Source organism: Blastococcus sp. SYSU D00695 (genome assembly GCF_054050555.1).
The window spans coordinates 74,976-90,188 of sequence record NZ_JBJGZP010000018.1 but is presented as its reverse complement, the minus strand read 5'-3'; the positions used below and the strand labels follow the sequence as shown (position 1 = coordinate 90,188).

Here is a 15,213-nt window from a genome sequence, read left to right as displayed (position 1 = left end):
CTGGTGTGCCGGGTCCTGGTGTGCCGGGTCCTGGTGTGCCGGGTCCTGGTGTGCCGGGTCCTGGTGTGCCGGGTCCTGGTGTGCCGGGTCCTGGTGTGCCGGGTCCTGGTGTGCCGGGTCCTGGTGTACCGGGTCCTGGTGTACCGGGCCTGGTGTGCCCGCCACGTGGACGTGCCGCCGGGTCGACTCGTCGACCGGCCGCCGGGTCGACTCGTCGACGGGTCGGGGCCGGTACGTGTCGACGTGTCGACCGCGCTCCTGGTCGACGTGTCGACACCGTGCCGCTCGGTGGCGCGCCGGGTGGAGCGACCTCCGCCCGGCGCCGGCGGCGCGGACCCACCGGAGTCGACACGCCGGAGGGCCGTAACCGTCGCCCGGCGAGGACGTTGAGACAGCGCGGGTGCGGGGCACCCCGGCACCGGCCCGATCCTCGCGGTGGAGGCCGGCGACGACCGGCGGCACGGGGGAGCCGGTCGTCCGGGACCCCCACCCCGGCGCGGGGTGCTCCCCGGGCCCGGGGCCGGACCGGCGAGGCCGGCCGGCCCCGGGCGCGGGCCTCGGTGCCGCCGCTGCACCCCGGACCGCCTGCCGTCTCGGCACGGTGCCTGGCGGGGCCCGGTTAGGCTCGCTCGGTGGCGGGTGGTCGGGTCGGTGTCATGGGTGGGACGTTCGATCCCATCCACCACGGTCACCTGGTGGCCGCGAGCGAGGTCGCGGGGCTGTTCGGGCTCGACGAGGTCGTCTTCGTGCCGACCGGGCAGCCGTGGCAGAAGAGCGACCGGGACGTCAGCCCGGCCGAGGACCGCTACCTCATGACCGTCATCGCCACCGCATCCAACCCGCGCTTCTCGGTGAGCCGCGTGGACCTCGACCGTGGCGGCCCCACCTACACGATCGACACCCTGCAGGACCTCCGCGCGGAGCGCCCCGACGCCGAGCTCTTCTTCATCACCGGTGCCGACGCCCTGGCCCAGATCCTCAGCTGGCGCGACAGCGACCGGTTCCTGGAGCTGGCCCACTTCATCGGCGTGACCCGGCCGGGTTTCCAGCTGGCCGACAGTCACCTGCCGCCGGGCGCCGCCAGCCTGGTCGAGGTGCCGGCGCTGGCGATCAGCTCCACCGACTGCCGTGACCGCGTCGGCCGCGGCATGCCCATCTGGTACCTCGTGCCCGACGGCGTCGTGCAGTACATCGAGAAGCGGGGCCTGTACCGGAGCACGCCGCGGACCCGGCCGGGTCCTTCGGGCCCGCGCCCGAGCCTCACTGGCGGGGACCCGGCCCGCCCCTCGATCCCGTCCGGCGGCACGCCTGCCGCCCACCCGGCCGGCGGCACGCCGGCCACCGAACCCCAGGAGGTACCCCGATGACCGCCTCGGTCGAGGCGCGGGAGACCGCGCAGCTGGCCGCCCAGGCCGCCGCGGACAAGCTCGCCACCGACGTGTCCATCGTCGACGTCAGCGACCGGCTCGCGATCACCGACGCCTTCGTCCTGGCGTCCGCGCCCAACGAGCGGCAGGTGCAGGCCATCGTCGACGAGGTCGAGGAGCGTCTGCGCGAGCACGGCGTCAAGCCCGTCCGCCGGGAGGGCGTGGCCGAGGCCCGCTGGGTGCTGCTGGACTTCGTCGACGTCGTGGTCCACGTGCAGCACGCCGAGGAGCGGGCCTACTACGCGCTCGAGCGGCTGTGGAAGGACTGCCCCACCATCCCCTTCGTCGACCGCGACGCGCCGCCGGCCGCGGACGGGGCGCCCGCGGCGGCAGCCGCCCCGGCGGGCACGTTGTCGGCCGACGACGTCGATCCGGGCAGCGCCGACCCGACGGCCCTGGCGCCGGAACCGGCCGCCGGGCAGCAGGCCACCCCGGACTCCGACGCGCAGACCCCGAACACCGCCCCGGACCCGGCTCCCGGGCAGTGAGCGCCGCGCCCGAACCGCCCGTCCGGGTGTCGCGACTGGTCCTCTGGCGGCACGGGCGCACCGAGTGGAACGCCGAGGGGCGCTTCCAGGGCCAGCAGGATCCGCCGCTCGACGCGGAGGGACGGCGCCAGGCGACCGTGGCCGCGGCGCACCTCGTGTCGGCGTTGCAGCTCACCGCGGACGCCACGGTCGTCGTCTCCAGCGACCTGGAGCGTGCCGCGCAGACCGCCGGCGCGCTGACCGGACTCCTGGGCCTCCCCCTACAGCTCGACGCCCGGCTGCGGGAGCACGGCCTCGGCAGCTGGGAAGGACTGACCCGCGACGAGGTGGCCGCCCGGCACCCCGAGCAGTACGACGACTGGCTCGCCGGTCGGCCGGTCCGGGACCGGGGCGGCGAGGACGCCGCCACGGTCACCGCGCGGGCGGTCGCGGTGGTGCGCGACCTGCCGCCCTCCCGCGTGGCCGTGCTGGTGACCCACGGCGGCACCAGCGGCCGGCTGCTGGAGGCCCTGCTCGACCTGGAGCCGGGCAACCGGCGGGTCTTCGGTCCGCTGGCCAACTGCGCGTGGACCGAGCTCGCTGCGCAGGGCGGCCGCTGGCGGGTGCTGCGGCACAACTGGACCCCGCCGGCCCACGACCCGGCGCTCCAGCGGGGCGACGGCGCCGCCACCGGTCTGCTGCGCGCGGGCGCCGTCCCGGAGGAGGCGCCGCCCCCGCCGGGGGATGCCGACGCGGTCGCCTGAGCAGGCCGGACCCGCGCAGTTCGGCGTCCGGCCGGCGGGTTCCGGCTAGCCTCGCGGGATGCCGGTCGCCGTGGTCACCGACTCCACGGCCTACCTGCCCGCGGAGCTGGTCGAGCGGTACGCGATCGCGGTCGTGCCGCTCTACGTCGTCCTCGCCGGCCGTTCCGGGCGGGAGGGCACCGACATCTCGCCGCAGGACGTGGCCCGCGCCCTGACGACCCGGGGCCAGCAGGTGTCCACCTCCCGGCCCACCCCGGGGGACTTCCTCGCGGCCTATCGCCGGTGCCTGGACGGTGGTGCGGACCGGGTGGTGTCGGTGCACCTGTCCGCGGAGCTCTCCGGCACGTGCGACGCCGCCCGGCTGGCGGCCGCCCAGGTCGGGGAGCACCTCGTCACGGTCCTGGACTCCCGGTCCGCCGCCATGGGCACGGGTTTCGCCGTGCTCGCCGCGGTCCGGGCGGCGCAGGCGGGCGAGGACGCACCGGGCGTCGTCGAGGCCGCGCGGGCCACCGCGGCGGGGACCCGGACCCTGTTCGTGGTCGACACGCTCGAGCACCTCCGCCGCGGGGGGCGCATCGGCTCGGCCGCCTCCCTGCTCGGCACCGCCCTCGCGGTCAAGCCCGTGCTGCACGTGGCCGACGGTCGGGTCGTGCCCCTGGAGAAGGTGCGCACCTCCGCCCGTGCCCTGGCGCGCCTGGTGCAGCGGGCGGTCGAGGCGGCCGACGGGCGGGAGGTCGACCTGGCCGTGCACCACCTCGCCTCGCCCGAGCGGGCGCAGAAGCTCGCCGGGGACCTCCGCGCGGCCCTGCCCGACGTCGGGGACCTGCTGGTCAGCGAGCTCGGCGCGGCCATCGGCGCGCACGTCGGGCCCGGTGCGGTGGGCGTCGTCGTGTCGCCACGCTCGCCCGCGGAGGACGAGGAGCAGCAGGCGCACTGAGCGGGTGATCGGCACGGGGGACACCCTGCGCCGTCCCGGCGACGGACCCGCTCCCGCCGTCCACAGGCCCGGTGCCCGTCCACAGCCGCCCGCGCGGCGGTGCCCCGCGCCCGCAGCGTCCCTAGCGTCCGCCGGGTGCGCCTCTCCTCCCGCCTCCCCGCTCGCCGGGGCGACGACGCCGACGTCATCCGGGCTCGGCTGCGGGTCCTGCTCGACGAGGGGAACCGGACCGGGGGCTGGCTGCCCGACGACCTGACCGACCCGACCGACGACCTCCCGGCCCCGGCTCCGGCGCGCGTCCCGGTCGACGGCCCACGCCCCGCCGAGCCGGAGGACCGGGACCAGCCGGAGGCGTCGCTCCCTCCCCGGATGGGTCGCCACCGTGCGCCCGGGCCGGCCGTCCGCGTGGCCCCGACCCGAGGGAACGTGCGAGCGCTGCTGGTGACCGCGGTGGCGGGCGCCGTGCTCCTGGTCGGCTGGACCTGGCTGGACCGCCCGCGGGCGGAGCCCGTGGAGGACCGCCCGGCCGCCGCGGTTCCGAGCGCGCCGGCTGCGGCCTCCCCGTCGGTCGGGCCCGCGGCGGACACCGCACCGACGGTCACCGTGTCGGTCGTGGGCCGGGTCGCCCGGCCGGGCCTGGTGGTGCTGCCCGAGGGCTCGCGGGTCGCCGACGCGGTGGCGGCCGCGGGCGGGCTGCTGCCCGACACCGACCCGGCCACGGTCAACCTCGCCGCGGTGGTGTCCGACGGGCAGCAGATCGCGGTCGGCGTCCCCGGGGCCCCGGCTCCCGGGGCGGCGCCCGGCGCGGCCCCCGCACCGGCCGCGTCCGGCGGGCGGACGTCGCTGAACACCGCGACGGCCGCGGAGCTGGACGCGCTCCCCGGCATCGGCCCGGTGCTGGCCCAGCGGATCGTCGACCACCGCGCCCGGAACGGGCCGTTCACCGCGATCGAGCAGCTTGAGGACGTCCCGGGCATCGGGCCGGCCACGTACGACGAGCTCGTCGATCTGGTGACCGTGTGAGCGGTCCGGCCGCACCGGTCGACCGTCGCTGGTCGTGGACCGACCTCCGGCTGGTCCCGGCCGCGGCCGTCGTCTGGTGCGCCACTCTGGCCGCGCCGCTGGCGGGGTGGCCGCTGTTGGCCCTGCTGGCGGTCGCGGCGGCCGGTGCCGCGGGTGTGCTGGCCCGCGGCCGGTCCGGGCGCGCACGCGGTGGGGCCGCCGCGCTGGCGGCCCTCGTGCTGGTCTCGGCCGGGGCGGCGGTGCGCTCCTGGGACCGGCAGGGCTCGCCCCTGCTGCAGGACCCGGCCGCGCTCGGCACCGTGGAGGTGGGCCTGGAGGTCGACGGCGACCCGCGGCCGATCGCCGGCGGAGGTCCCCCACGGGTGGTCGTGGAGGCGACGGCCACCGCGCTGACGCGTGCCGGCAGGACCGTCGCACTCGACGACCCGGTCGTCGTCCTCGCCCCCGCCGACGGCTGGCTGCACCTGCTCCCCGGCCAGTCGGTGCGCACCCGCGCCGTCGTCGGCCCGGCGGAGCCGGTCGACGGCGTCGTGGCCCGCGTGTCCGCCCGCGGCAGCCCGGAGCTGCTCGGTGGACCGCCGTGGGCGCAGCGCGCGGCCGGGGGGCTGCGCACCGGGCTCGCCGCGTCGGCGGACCGGACCCTGGACCCGGTCCCGGCCGGGCTGCTCCCCGGGCTCGTCGTGGGTGACACCCGCGGCCTGGACCCGGTGCTGGCGGAGGACTTCCGCCGGGCGGGCCTGTCGCACCTGACCGCCGTCTCCGGCGCGAACGTGGCCATCGTGCTGGCCGGCGTCCTGGCGCCGCTGCGCCGTCGCGCGGTCGGCCGCCGGACCCAGGCGGTGGTCGCGGCCGTGGCGCTGGTCGGGTTCGTGCTGCTCGCCCGTCCCACGGCCAGCGTGCTGCGGGCCGCGGCGATGGGCGCCGTCTCGCTGGTCGCCCTGGCCTCGGGCCGGTCACGGGCCGCGGTGCCGGCGCTGTGCGCGACGGTCGTCGTGCTGCTGCTGGCCGATCCGCGCCTGGCCCGGGACGCGGGCTTCGCCCTGTCCGTGGCCGCGACGGCGGCCATCGTGCTGCTCGCCCCGCGCTGGTCGGGGCGGCTGCGGGCCCGGGGCTGGCCCCGCCCGCTCGCCGACGCGGTCGCCGTCAGCGCCGCCGCCGGCCTGGCCACCGCACCGCTGGTGGCGGGGCTCAGCGGACAGGTCAGCCTCGTGTCGCTGCCGGCGAACCTGCTGGCCGCCCCCGCGGTGGCCCCGGCCACCGTCCTCGGACTGCTGGCTGCCGTGGCCGCCCCCGTGGTGCCGCCGGTCGCCGACGGGCTGACGTGGCTGGCGGGCTGGCCCGTCCGCTGGCTGGTGCTGGTCGCCCGGTCCGCCGCGGAGCTGCCCGACGCGGCCACCGGCTGGCCCGCCGGCACGGTCGGCGCCGCGGCCCTGACCGGGGTGCTCGCCGTCGGCGCGCTCGCGTTGTGGCGCTGGCCGCGGCTGCGCGCCCTGGCGCTGGCCCTCGTCGCCGGAGTGGTCCTGGTCGGCTGGCCGCTGCGCCAGGTGACCGGCGGCTGGCCGCCCCCGGCCGCGGTCCTCGTGGCCTGCGACGTGGGGCAGGGGGACGCGCTCGTCGTGCCCACCGGGCCGGGGGAGGCCCTCCTGGTCGACGCCGGGCCGGAGGTCGCCCCGGTGGACCGCTGCCTCGACCGGCTGGGGATCGACCGCCTCCCGCTCGTGCTGCTCTCCCACCTCGACGCCGACCACGTCGGCGGGCTGGCCGGAGCCCTCGACGGGCGCGAGGTCGGGGTGGTGGCCACCGGGACGCTCTCCCCGGCCGACGACCGCGCGGCGGCGCTGACCCGAGCGGTCCGCCGGGCCGGCGCGCAGCAGCAGGTGCTCGTGCCGGGAGACCGGCGACGGGTCGGCTCGGCGACCCTCGAGGTGCTGGCCCCGGAGCCCGAGATCGCCACCCGGGGCGCCGAGCCCAATGACCTGTCCGTGGTGGCGCGGGTGACCGCGCGCGGCATCAGCGTCCTGTTCACCGGCGACCTCAGCGCCCGGGCCGAGCAGCGGTTGCTGCGCCGGGGGATCGACCTGCGGGCCGACGTGCTCAAGGTCCCGCACCACGGCAGCGCCGACAACGACCCCGGCTTCCTGGCCGCGAGCGGTGCCCGGGTCGCCATCGTGTCCGTCGGTGCGGACAACACCTACGGCCACCCCACCCGGCGCCTGCTCACGTGGCTGAGCCGCGACGGGATGCGCGTCTACCGCACCGACCGCTCGGGTGACGTCGCGGTGACCGGGGCGGCGGGGGAGTGGGCCGTGGTCCCGCGCGGGTCGGACGGCGGCGCACGTGCCGCCGGCCCCGCCGTGCCGGGAACGCCCCCGCCGGTCCTGCCCGCCGGGGAGTCGGGCACCGGCAAGTCGGGCGCCGTGGAGCCGGGCGCCGTGGAGTGGGGCGCCGTGGAGTCGGGCGTCGTGCCGCCGGGCGGGACGGCGGTGGCGCGGCGGGACCGTCAGCTCCTCGTGACACCATCCGGGGGTGGCCGCCGCACCCCCCGCCCCGACGTCGCACCTGCGGGTGGTCGTGGGCGAGGAGGAGCTGCTGCGCAGCCGCGCGGTGTCCGCCGTCCGCACCGCCGTGCTCGCCCGCCACCCCGACGTGGAGCAGCACGACCTGGCCGCGGCCGGCCTGCCGGTCGGTGAGCTGGCCGACGTGCTGGCGCCGTCGCTCTTCGGCGGGCACCGGCTGGTCGTCGTCACCGGCGTCCACGAGGCCGCGAGCGCACTGTGCGACGCGCTGACCTCGTACGCCAAGGACCCCGACCCGGACCTCACGCTCGTGGTCGTCCACCACGGCGGCAAGCGCAACGAGGCGTTGCTGAAGGCCTTCCGGGCGGCCGGCGCGGCCGTCGACGAGTGCCCCAAGGTGTGGCCGAACGAGCTCGGCGGCTTCGTCCGCAACGAGGTCCGGCGGGCCGGCGGGCGGATCACCCCCGACGCGGTCACCGCGCTCGTCGAGGCCGTGGGCAACGACCTGCGCGAGCTGTCGTCGGCGGCGAGCCAGCTGGTGTCCGACTTCGACGGGGACGTCGACGCGGACGCCGTCGCCCGCTTCCACCGGGGACAGGCGGAGGCCAACGGCTTCGGCGTCGCCGACAAGGCGATGTCGGGGGACACCGCGGGCTCGATGGAGGTCCTGCGCTGGGCCCTGGACGGCGGCGTGCCCCACGTGCTCATCGCGGACGCGCTGGCCGAGGCCGTCCGGACCGCGGCCCGCGTCAAGGCGGTCAACGTGCGGTCCTACGGCGAACTGATGCGGACGTTCAAGTGGCCCAGGCGCAAGGCCGAGGACGGTCTCCGGCACGCCCGCGGGTGGAGCATCGACGGGCTGCAGCAGGCAGTGGCGGTGACCGCCGGGCTCAACGCCGACGTCAAGGGCGCGGCGGCCAGCGCCGACTACGCGCTCGAGCGGGCCGTCCGGCGGATCGTCGGCATCCGCGCCGCCACCTCCGGCCTCCGATGACCACGTCCCGGCGGAGGCCGGGTGGCGGCCCGCCGTGGGTCCGCCCGCACCGTGGGTCCGCCCGCACCGTGGGTCCGCCCGCGCCGTGGGTCCGCCCGCACGGGAGTCCGGCCGCGCCGCGGGCCCGGCCGCAGCGGGCCCAGAGCGACGGCACCCCCGGCCGCCGCTCGCGCGGAGTCCCGGGCGGCGTGAGGGACGCCGCGGAGGTGACCGGTCCCCGAGATGCGACGAGCCCCCCTCCCGCGAGGCGGGAGAGGGGCTCGGACGTCGAGGTCGGTCAGCCCTGGAGGCCGGCCACCTGCTTGGCCATGCCCGACTTGCGGTTGGCGGCCTGGTTCTTGTGGATGATGCCCTTGCTGGCGGCCTTGTCCAGCATCTTGCTGGCGGTGAGCAGGGCCGTCGAGGCCGCCGCCGCGTCCCCGGAGTCGGCAGCGGTGCGGAAGCGCCGCACGGCCGTCTTGAGGGCGGACTTGACCGCGACGTTGCGCTGACGCGCCTTCTCGTTGGTCTTGATCCGCTTCATCTGGGACTTGATGTTCGCCACGCGTGAGCCTCGGTGTCTCGCTGGGAGGGAGTCTGACAATGCGTCCGGACACGGGGTCGGCACCCTGCGATCACGGACCGGCCTGCCAAGATACCAGCGTCCGGGGCGCCGGCCCACACCGCGGGGCCGCGCGGCCCCGCGCGGGTGCGCGACGCGGCAGGGGAAGCGGCTGACCGGTCGCCGTGCGGCATGGGACGATGGGCAGCACTGTGACGACTCCCGCTGCCACCGACCCGGCCCGCATCCGGAACTTCTGCATCATCGCCCACATCGACCATGGCAAGTCGACGCTGGCCGACCGGATGCTCGAGGTCACCGGGATCATCGAGGCACGGCAGATGCGCGCCCAGTACCTCGACCGCATGGACATCGAGCGCGAGCGCGGCATCACCATCAAGGCCCAGAACGTCCGCCTGCCGTGGACACCGAGCGCCGGCGACGGCACCGAGTACGTGCTCGACATGATCGACACGCCGGGTCACGTCGACTTCACCTACGAGGTGTCCCGCTCGCTGGCCGCCTGCGAGGGTGCCGTCCTGCTCGTGGACGCCGCCCAGGGCATCGAGGCCCAGACGCTGGCCAACCTGTACCTGGCGCTCGAGAACGACCTGACGATCATCCCGGTCCTCAACAAGATCGACCTGCCGGCGGCGCAGCCGGAGAAGTACGCGGCGGAGATCGCGCACATCATCGGGTGCGACCCCGCGGAGGTGCTGCGGGTCAGCGGCAAGACCGGCGAGGGCGTCCCCGAGCTGCTCGACGCGATCGTCGAGAAGATCCCGGCGCCGGTCGGGGAGGCCGGCGGGCCCGCCCGCGCGATGATCTTCGACTCGGTCTACGACATCTACCGCGGCGTCATCACCTACGTGCGCGTCGTCGACGGCCGGATCTCCGCCCGCGAGCGGATCAAGATGATGTCCACCGGCGCCACCCACGAGCTGCTCGAGATCGGCGTCATCTCCCCGGAGCCCAAGCCGGTCGACAGCCTGGGCGTCGGCGAGGTCGGCTACTTCATCACCGGGGTGAAGGACGTCCGGCAGTCCCGCGTCGGCGACACCGTGACGCTGCAGCACAAGCCGGCGGCCGAGCCGATCGGCGGCTACAGCGACCCCAAGCCGATGGTCTACTCCGGCCTGTACCCGATCGACGGCAGCGACTACCCGCTGCTGCGCGAGGCCCTGGACAAGCTGCTGCTCAACGACGCCGCGCTGGTCTACGAGCCCGAGACCTCCGCGGCGCTCGGGTTCGGCTTCCGCGTCGGCTTCCTCGGCCTGCTGCACCTGGAGATCGTCCGGGAGCGGCTGGAGCGCGAGGCCGGCATCAGCCTCATCTCCACCGCCCCCAACGTCGTCTACCGGGTCGTGATGGAGGACCGCTCCGAGATCACGGTGACCAACCCGAGCGACTGGCCCGAGGGCAAGATCGACACCGTCTACGAGCCGATCGTCAACGCCACGATCATCGCCCCCAGCGACTACACCGGCGCGATCATGGAGCTCTGCCAGAGCCGGCGCGGCCAGCTCGGCGGGATGGACTACCTGAGCGAGTCGCGGGTCGAGCTGCGCTACACGCTGCCGCTCGGCGAGATCATCTTCGACTTCTTCGACGCGCTGAAGTCCCGCACCCGCGGCTACGCGAGCCTGGACTACCAGGAGGCCGGCGAGCAGGTGTCCTCGCTGGTCAAGGTCGACATCCTGCTGCAGGGCGAGGCCGTCGACGCGTTCAGCGCGATCGTGCACAAGGACAAGGCCTACAGCTACGGCGTGATGATGGCCGGCAAGCTCCGCGAGCTGATCCCGAGGCAGCAGTTCGAAGTGCCCATCCAGGCCGCCGTCGGCTCGCGGGTCATCGCCCGCGAGACCGTCCGCGCCATCCGCAAGGACGTCCTCGCCAAGTGCTACGGCGGTGACATCACCCGCAAGCGGAAGCTGCTGGAGAAGCAGAAGGAGGGCAAGAAGCGGATGAAGATGGTGGGCCGCGTCGAGGTCCCCCAGGAGGCCTTCGTCGCCGCGCTCTCCACCAACGAGTCCACCGCCTCCAAGAAGTGACCGGCCGGCTCGCGGCCGTCTGCGTGTCGGGGACCGACCTCCCCGCGGTCCCCGACCGCACGCCGCAGCGGACCGGCATCGACAAGCGGCCGGTGGCCGGCCGGGTCGCCGTCCACCGTCTGGGCCTCGACGGCGACGTGCAGGTCAACCGCCGCTTCCACGGCGGCGAGGGGCAGGCGGTCTACGCCTACGCGCAGGAGGACGCCGACTGGTGGGCCGCCGAGCTCGACCGGGACCTGCCGCCGGGCCGGTTCGGGGAGAACCTCCGCACCACCGGCCTCGACCTGACCGGCGCCGTCCTCGGCGAGCGCTGGCGGGTCGGCACCGCGCTGCTGCAGGTCACCGACTGCCGCATCCCCTGCGCCAACTTCGAGCGCTTCTGGGGCGTGCCGCAGCTCGTCCGGCGGTTCACCCGGCACGGGGCGCCGGGCGCCTACCTGCGGGTGCTCGAGCCCGGCGAGATCGGCGCCGGCGACCCGGTCGAGGTGCTCGACCGGCCGGCGCACGGCGTCACCGTCGGGACGGCGTTCCGCGCCTACACCACCGAGAAGCAGCGGCTGCCCGAGCTCGCGCCCGCCGTGCCGACGCTGCCCGAACGCACCCGCGCCCGGGTCGCCGCCCGCATCGCGACGCGCAGCGCCGCGCCCGCCTGAGGCTCAGGACAGCAGCGCGAGGCGGATCTCCGCGGCCAGTTGCGCGGCGTCGATGCCGCGGTCGGCGATCACCCGCATGGCCAGCCCCTGGCCCTCCCGGATCAGACCGAGGGCGATGTGGCCGTCGGCGATGGCCCGCTGCCGCATCGCGATCGCCTCCCGCAGGGACAGCTCCAGCACCTTCTTCGCCCGGGGGCTGAACGGCACGTGCCCGCGCGGCGCGGTGGGGGAGGGCCGGTCGAGCGCGCCGGGTCCGAAGGTGGCCTCGACGCGTTCCCGGACGGCGTCGAGGTCGATGCCGATCGTCTCCAGCGCGCCGGCGTCGAGGTCACCGGTCAGCGTCCGCACCGCGGCCGTGACCGTGTCCTGGGTCAGGCCGTGCCGCTCGAGGACGGCGGCGGTCGGTGTCCCGGCGTCCAGCAGGGCCAGCAGCAGGTGCTCGGTGCCGACGCGCCCGTCGTGCAGCCGCCGGGCCTCGGTCTGCGCCTGGACGACGGTCGCCCGCGCCGGCGCCGTGAAGCGTTCGAACACCCCTCACTCCTTCCGCCGGAGCGGGCCGCGCCCGCTCGAGTACTTCTTGTGGACGGCCTGCCGGCTCACGCCGAGCAGGTGCGCGATCTGCTCCCAGGTCCACCCGCGGCCGCGGGCGTTGTCGACCTGGAGGGCCTCCAGCCGCTCCACCAGGACGCGGAGCGACCGGACGGCGCGCAGGCCCACGGCCGGGTCGTCGTCGGCGGCGGCCGTGGCCACCGCAGCTGTGTCCGCCATGTCTGTCAACCTAAGTTGCATCGGTGACGGTGTCAACTCACGTTGACACGTTCGGGGGCGGAGACGACGAGAGCGGTGGCACCCCGGCGGCTGCGGGGTGCCACCGCTCCCGGTGGCCGTGCGCGGTGATCAGAGCGTGAAGACGATCTTCCCGTTGGTGCGGCCCTCGAGCATGCGGGCGAACCCCTCGCGGGCCTCGGTCAGGGGCAGCTCGACGTCGATCTGCGGGCGGATCCCGGTGGTGGCGCACATCGTGATCAGGTCGGCCAGCTCGTCGCGGGTGCCCATGGTCGAGCCGATCACCGACAGCTGGGTGAAGAAGATCCGGTTGAGCTCGGCGCCGGGGTCGAAGCCGGTGGTCGCGCCCGAGGTGACGATGACGCCGCCGGGCTTGAGCGACTTGACGCTGTGCGACCAGGTCGCCGCACCGACGGTCTCCATGACGCCGTCCACCCGCTCGGGCAGGCGCGCGCCGGACTCGAAGGCCTGCTCCGCGCCCAGGGCCAGCGCGGCGGCGCGCTTGTCCTCGGTGCGGCCGGTGACCCACATCCGGAAGCCGGCGGCCCGGCCCAGGACGACCAGCGCCGTGGCGACGCCGCCGCTGGCGCCCTGCACCAGCACCGTCTGGCCCGGCCGCAGCCCGGACCGCACGAAGAGCATCCGGTAGGCGGTCAGCCACGCCGTCGGCAGGCAGGCCGCCTCGGCGTAGGAGAGGTCGGCGGGCTTGGGGATCACGTTGCGGCGCGGCACCGCGACCCGCTCGGCCATCGTGCCCTGGTGCAGCTCGGAGAACAGCGAGCGCTTCGGGTCGAGCGTCTCGTCGCCGGTCCACCCGGGGGTGCCGGTGACGACGCCGTGCACGACGACCTCGTTGCCGTCCTCGTCCAGGCCGGCGGCGTCCGTGCCGAGGATCATCGGCATCCGCTCCCGGGGGAGGCCGACGCCGCGCAGGCTGAACAGGTCGTGGTGGTTCAGCGAGACCGCCTTGACCTGCACCGTCGTCCACCCGTCCGGAGCCTCGGGCTCGGGGCGGTCGCCGATCTCCAGCACGGAGAGCGGGTCCTCCGGGGACGGGGTCGAGACGAAGGCAGCCAGCATGTCCCGGACGCTAGCCGAGCGCCCGACCACCAGCGACGCGGGTCCCGCGTGCAGGACCGCGGCCCGGCACGCCGGTCAGCGGACGACGACGACGTGCTCGCCGCGGGGCACGAACTCGCCGATCACCGGCGCCCCCGGGACCTCGCCGCCCAGCAGCAGGCCGCCGGAGGTCTGCGCGTCGGCCAGCAGCAGCGCCTCGTCCTCGCCGACGGCGGACAGGTCGGTGTGCGGCCGCACCCAGTCCAGGTTGCGCCGCGTCCCGCCGGACACGTGCCCGTCGGCGAGCGCCGTGCGCGCACCCGTCAGGTAGGGGACGGCTGCGGCGTCGACCACGGCGGTGACCCCGCTGGCCCGGGCCATCTTGTAGAGGTGGCCGAGCAGCCCGAAGCCGGTGACGTCGGTGCCGGCGCGGATCCCGGCGGCGACCGCGGCCCGCCCGGCGTCCCGGTTGAGCGCGGTCATCGACGCGACCGCCTCCTCCGACACCTCGCCGGTGGCCTTCATCCGGCTGTTGAGCACGCCCACGCCCAGCGGCTTGGTGAGTGACAGCGGCGTCCCGGCGACCGCGGCCGCGTTGGTGATCACCCGGTCGACGTCGACGACGCCGGTGACGGCCATCCCGTACTTGGGCTCCGGGTCGTCGATCGAGTGGCCACCGCCGACGTGGCAGCCGGCCTCCCGGGCCACCTCCAGCCCGCCGCGCAGCACCTCCCCGGCCAGCTCCGCGGGCAGCACGTCCCGCGGCCAGCCCAGCAGGTTGACCGCGACGACCGGCGTGCCGCCCATCGCGTAGACGTCGGACAGGGCGTTGGCCGCGGCGATCCGGCCGAACGTGTACGCGTCGTCGACCACGGGCGTGAAGAAGTCGGTGGTGAGCACGAGCCCCTGGCCCCCGGCGATGCGGACGACGGCGGCGTCGTCGCCGTCGTCGAGGCCCACCACCAGCTCGGCGGCCGGGGAGGCGGGCTCGCCGGCGGTCAGCCCGGCGACCACCTGCTCGAGCTCGCCGGGCGGGATCTTGCAGGCGCAGCCGCCGCCGTGCGCGTACTGGGTGAGCCGGATCCGTGCGGGGGCGCTGGTCACCGGCCGAATGTAGGCACGGGCCTCGGCGGCCGCGCGCCGTCGCTCAGCTGTCGCGGCCGCCCTGCAGCACGGTCAGCCGCGGCGCCGGGACCGGTGCGGGGGCGCCCGGCACCGGCACCCGCGCGGTGGCCCCGCGCCCCAGCGCGCGACCGGCGGGGTGGGTGGTCGAGGGCGCGCCGAAGAGGCCGGGGTCGCGCCGCGGGGCGGTCTCCTCCGTGAGCTCGACGGACTCGATGCGGTCCTCCCGGAACCAGCGCGGGCCCTGGCGCTCCCGGCACCACGCGACGAGGTACCAGTGGTCGGGGCCGCGGGAGAGCAGCTGCGGCTCCACCTCCCGGCGGCTGGCCCGCCCGGCGCCGTCGCGGTACCGGAGCACCACGACCCGCCGCTGGGTGACCGCCCGCTCCACCGTCGCGCGCAGTTCCGCCGAGTGCCCGGCCTCCGCGCTGACCCACAGGCTGGTGGCCAGCAGCTGGGCGCGGCGCTGGGGATCGGGCTCGAGGACGGCGAGCACCTTCTCCAGAGCGGCCCGCCCGGCCTCGGCGTAGGGACCGTCGGGCTGGGCGGCGAGGGCGACGGCCACGGCGGCGGCCTCCTCCGGCGCCAGGGTGACCGGCGGCAGGGGCGCGGTGTGGCGGGGCTCGGTGTGGCGGGGCTCGGTGCGGCGGCTCACATCCGGGATGCTGACACCGGCCACCGACACTTCCGTGGGCGCGACGCCGGTCCGCGGGATGAAAAGCGTGCGACACGCCGACGACACGCCGAGGACGGGGTTGGCAAGTACTGTGGTCGACGGAGGCGTCAGGGTGTCTGGTGGCCCCCGCGGCCTCTAAAGCCGACGTGGCCGAGCAGCTCGGTCAGGCGGGTTCGATTCCCGTCCGCCTCCGCCAT

Annotated in this window: 15 protein-coding genes and 1 tRNA gene; 10 read left to right on the top strand and 6 right to left on the bottom strand. The window is 76.2% G+C overall.

The annotated features are described in order from the left end of the window. The first annotated feature begins 656 nt into the window (after window positions 1-656). From nadD to holA, 7 genes are all read left to right on the top strand, one after another. The gene (gene nadD / locus ACI781_RS13335) at window positions 657-1,367 is read left to right on the top strand and encodes a nicotinate-nucleotide adenylyltransferase (protein ID WP_456566590.1); all 711 of its coding nucleotides are present in this window, start codon (window positions 657-659) and stop codon (window positions 1,365-1,367) included. Beyond that, window positions 1,364-1,915 (top strand): ribosome silencing factor, encoded by a 552-nt coding sequence (gene rsfS, locus ACI781_RS13330; protein ID WP_456566589.1) that lies wholly within the window; start codon window positions 1,364-1,366, stop codon window positions 1,913-1,915. Before nadD ends, rsfS begins: the two co-directional genes overlap by 4 nt. Then, complete coding sequence (locus ACI781_RS13325; protein ID WP_456566588.1) at window positions 1,912-2,658, top strand: histidine phosphatase family protein; 747 nt, start codon at window positions 1,912-1,914, stop codon at window positions 2,656-2,658. Before rsfS ends, ACI781_RS13325 begins: the two co-directional genes overlap by 4 nt. Before the next feature lie 58 nt (window positions 2,659-2,716). Further along, window positions 2,717-3,595, top strand: a complete 879-nt coding sequence (locus ACI781_RS13320; protein ID WP_456566587.1) for a DegV family protein — start codon at window positions 2,717-2,719, stop codon at window positions 3,593-3,595. A 135-nt stretch (window positions 3,596-3,730) separates the two neighbouring features. After that, window positions 3,731-4,618: a ComEA family DNA-binding protein gene (locus tag ACI781_RS13315; RefSeq protein WP_456566586.1), complete on the top strand. Its 888-nt coding sequence runs from the start codon at window positions 3,731-3,733 to the stop codon at window positions 4,616-4,618. Further along, window positions 4,615-7,308, top strand: a complete 2,694-nt coding sequence (locus ACI781_RS13310) for a ComEC/Rec2 family competence protein (protein ID WP_456566585.1) — start codon at window positions 4,615-4,617, stop codon at window positions 7,306-7,308. The genes ACI781_RS13315 and ACI781_RS13310 overlap by 4 nt, the downstream gene beginning before the upstream one ends. Continuing rightward, on the top strand, window positions 7,190-8,128 hold the full coding sequence (gene holA, locus ACI781_RS13305) for a DNA polymerase III subunit delta (RefSeq protein ID WP_456566592.1): 939 nt from the start codon (window positions 7,190-7,192) through the stop codon (window positions 8,126-8,128). The genes ACI781_RS13310 and holA overlap by 119 nt, the downstream gene beginning before the upstream one ends. A 277-nt stretch (window positions 8,129-8,405) precedes the next feature. On the opposite strand, the gene rpsT is transcribed toward holA, so the two are convergent. Continuing rightward, window positions 8,406-8,672, bottom strand: a complete 267-nt coding sequence (gene rpsT / locus ACI781_RS13300; RefSeq protein ID WP_456566584.1) for a 30S ribosomal protein S20 — start codon at window positions 8,670-8,672, stop codon at window positions 8,406-8,408. A 209-nt stretch (window positions 8,673-8,881) separates the two neighbouring features. On the opposite strand from rpsT, the gene lepA reads away from it, so the two are divergent. Then, the gene (gene lepA / locus ACI781_RS13295; RefSeq protein WP_456566583.1) at window positions 8,882-10,720 is read left to right on the top strand and encodes a translation elongation factor 4; all 1,839 of its coding nucleotides are present in this window, start codon (window positions 8,882-8,884) and stop codon (window positions 10,718-10,720) included. After that, window positions 10,717-11,373 (top strand): MOSC domain-containing protein, encoded by a 657-nt coding sequence (locus ACI781_RS13290; protein ID WP_456566582.1) that lies wholly within the window; start codon window positions 10,717-10,719, stop codon window positions 11,371-11,373. The genes lepA and ACI781_RS13290 overlap by 4 nt, the downstream gene beginning before the upstream one ends. 3 nt (window positions 11,374-11,376) lie before the next feature. Here ACI781_RS13290 and ACI781_RS13285 read toward each other — a convergent pair whose 3' ends face one another. The 5 genes from ACI781_RS13285 to ACI781_RS13265 form a co-directional block, all read right to left on the bottom strand. Beyond that, window positions 11,377-11,904 (bottom strand): Clp protease N-terminal domain-containing protein, encoded by a 528-nt coding sequence (locus ACI781_RS13285; protein WP_456566581.1) that lies wholly within the window; start codon window positions 11,902-11,904, stop codon window positions 11,377-11,379. Window positions 11,905-11,907: 3 nt separating this feature from the next. Beyond that, window positions 11,908-12,141: an RNA polymerase subunit sigma-70 gene (locus tag ACI781_RS13280; protein WP_456566580.1), complete on the bottom strand. Its 234-nt coding sequence runs from the start codon at window positions 12,139-12,141 to the stop codon at window positions 11,908-11,910. Between the two features lie 129 nt (window positions 12,142-12,270). Further along, on the bottom strand, window positions 12,271-13,239 hold the full coding sequence (locus ACI781_RS13275; RefSeq protein ID WP_456566579.1) for a zinc-binding dehydrogenase: 969 nt from the start codon (window positions 13,237-13,239) through the stop codon (window positions 12,271-12,273). Between the two features lie 75 nt (window positions 13,240-13,314). Next, complete coding sequence (gene selD, locus ACI781_RS13270) at window positions 13,315-14,322, bottom strand: selenide, water dikinase SelD (RefSeq protein ID WP_456566578.1); 1,008 nt, start codon at window positions 14,320-14,322, stop codon at window positions 13,315-13,317. Between the two features lie 43 nt (window positions 14,323-14,365). After that, window positions 14,366-14,995, bottom strand: a complete 630-nt coding sequence (locus tag ACI781_RS13265; RefSeq protein WP_456566577.1) for a helix-turn-helix transcriptional regulator — start codon at window positions 14,993-14,995, stop codon at window positions 14,366-14,368. Window positions 14,996-15,116: 121 nt separating this feature from the next. On the opposite strand from ACI781_RS13265, the gene ACI781_RS13260 reads away from it, so the two are divergent. Then, window positions 15,117-15,212: transfer RNA gene (locus tag ACI781_RS13260), tRNA-OTHER, on the top strand. The last annotated feature ends 1 nt before the right edge of the window (window position 15,213 follow it).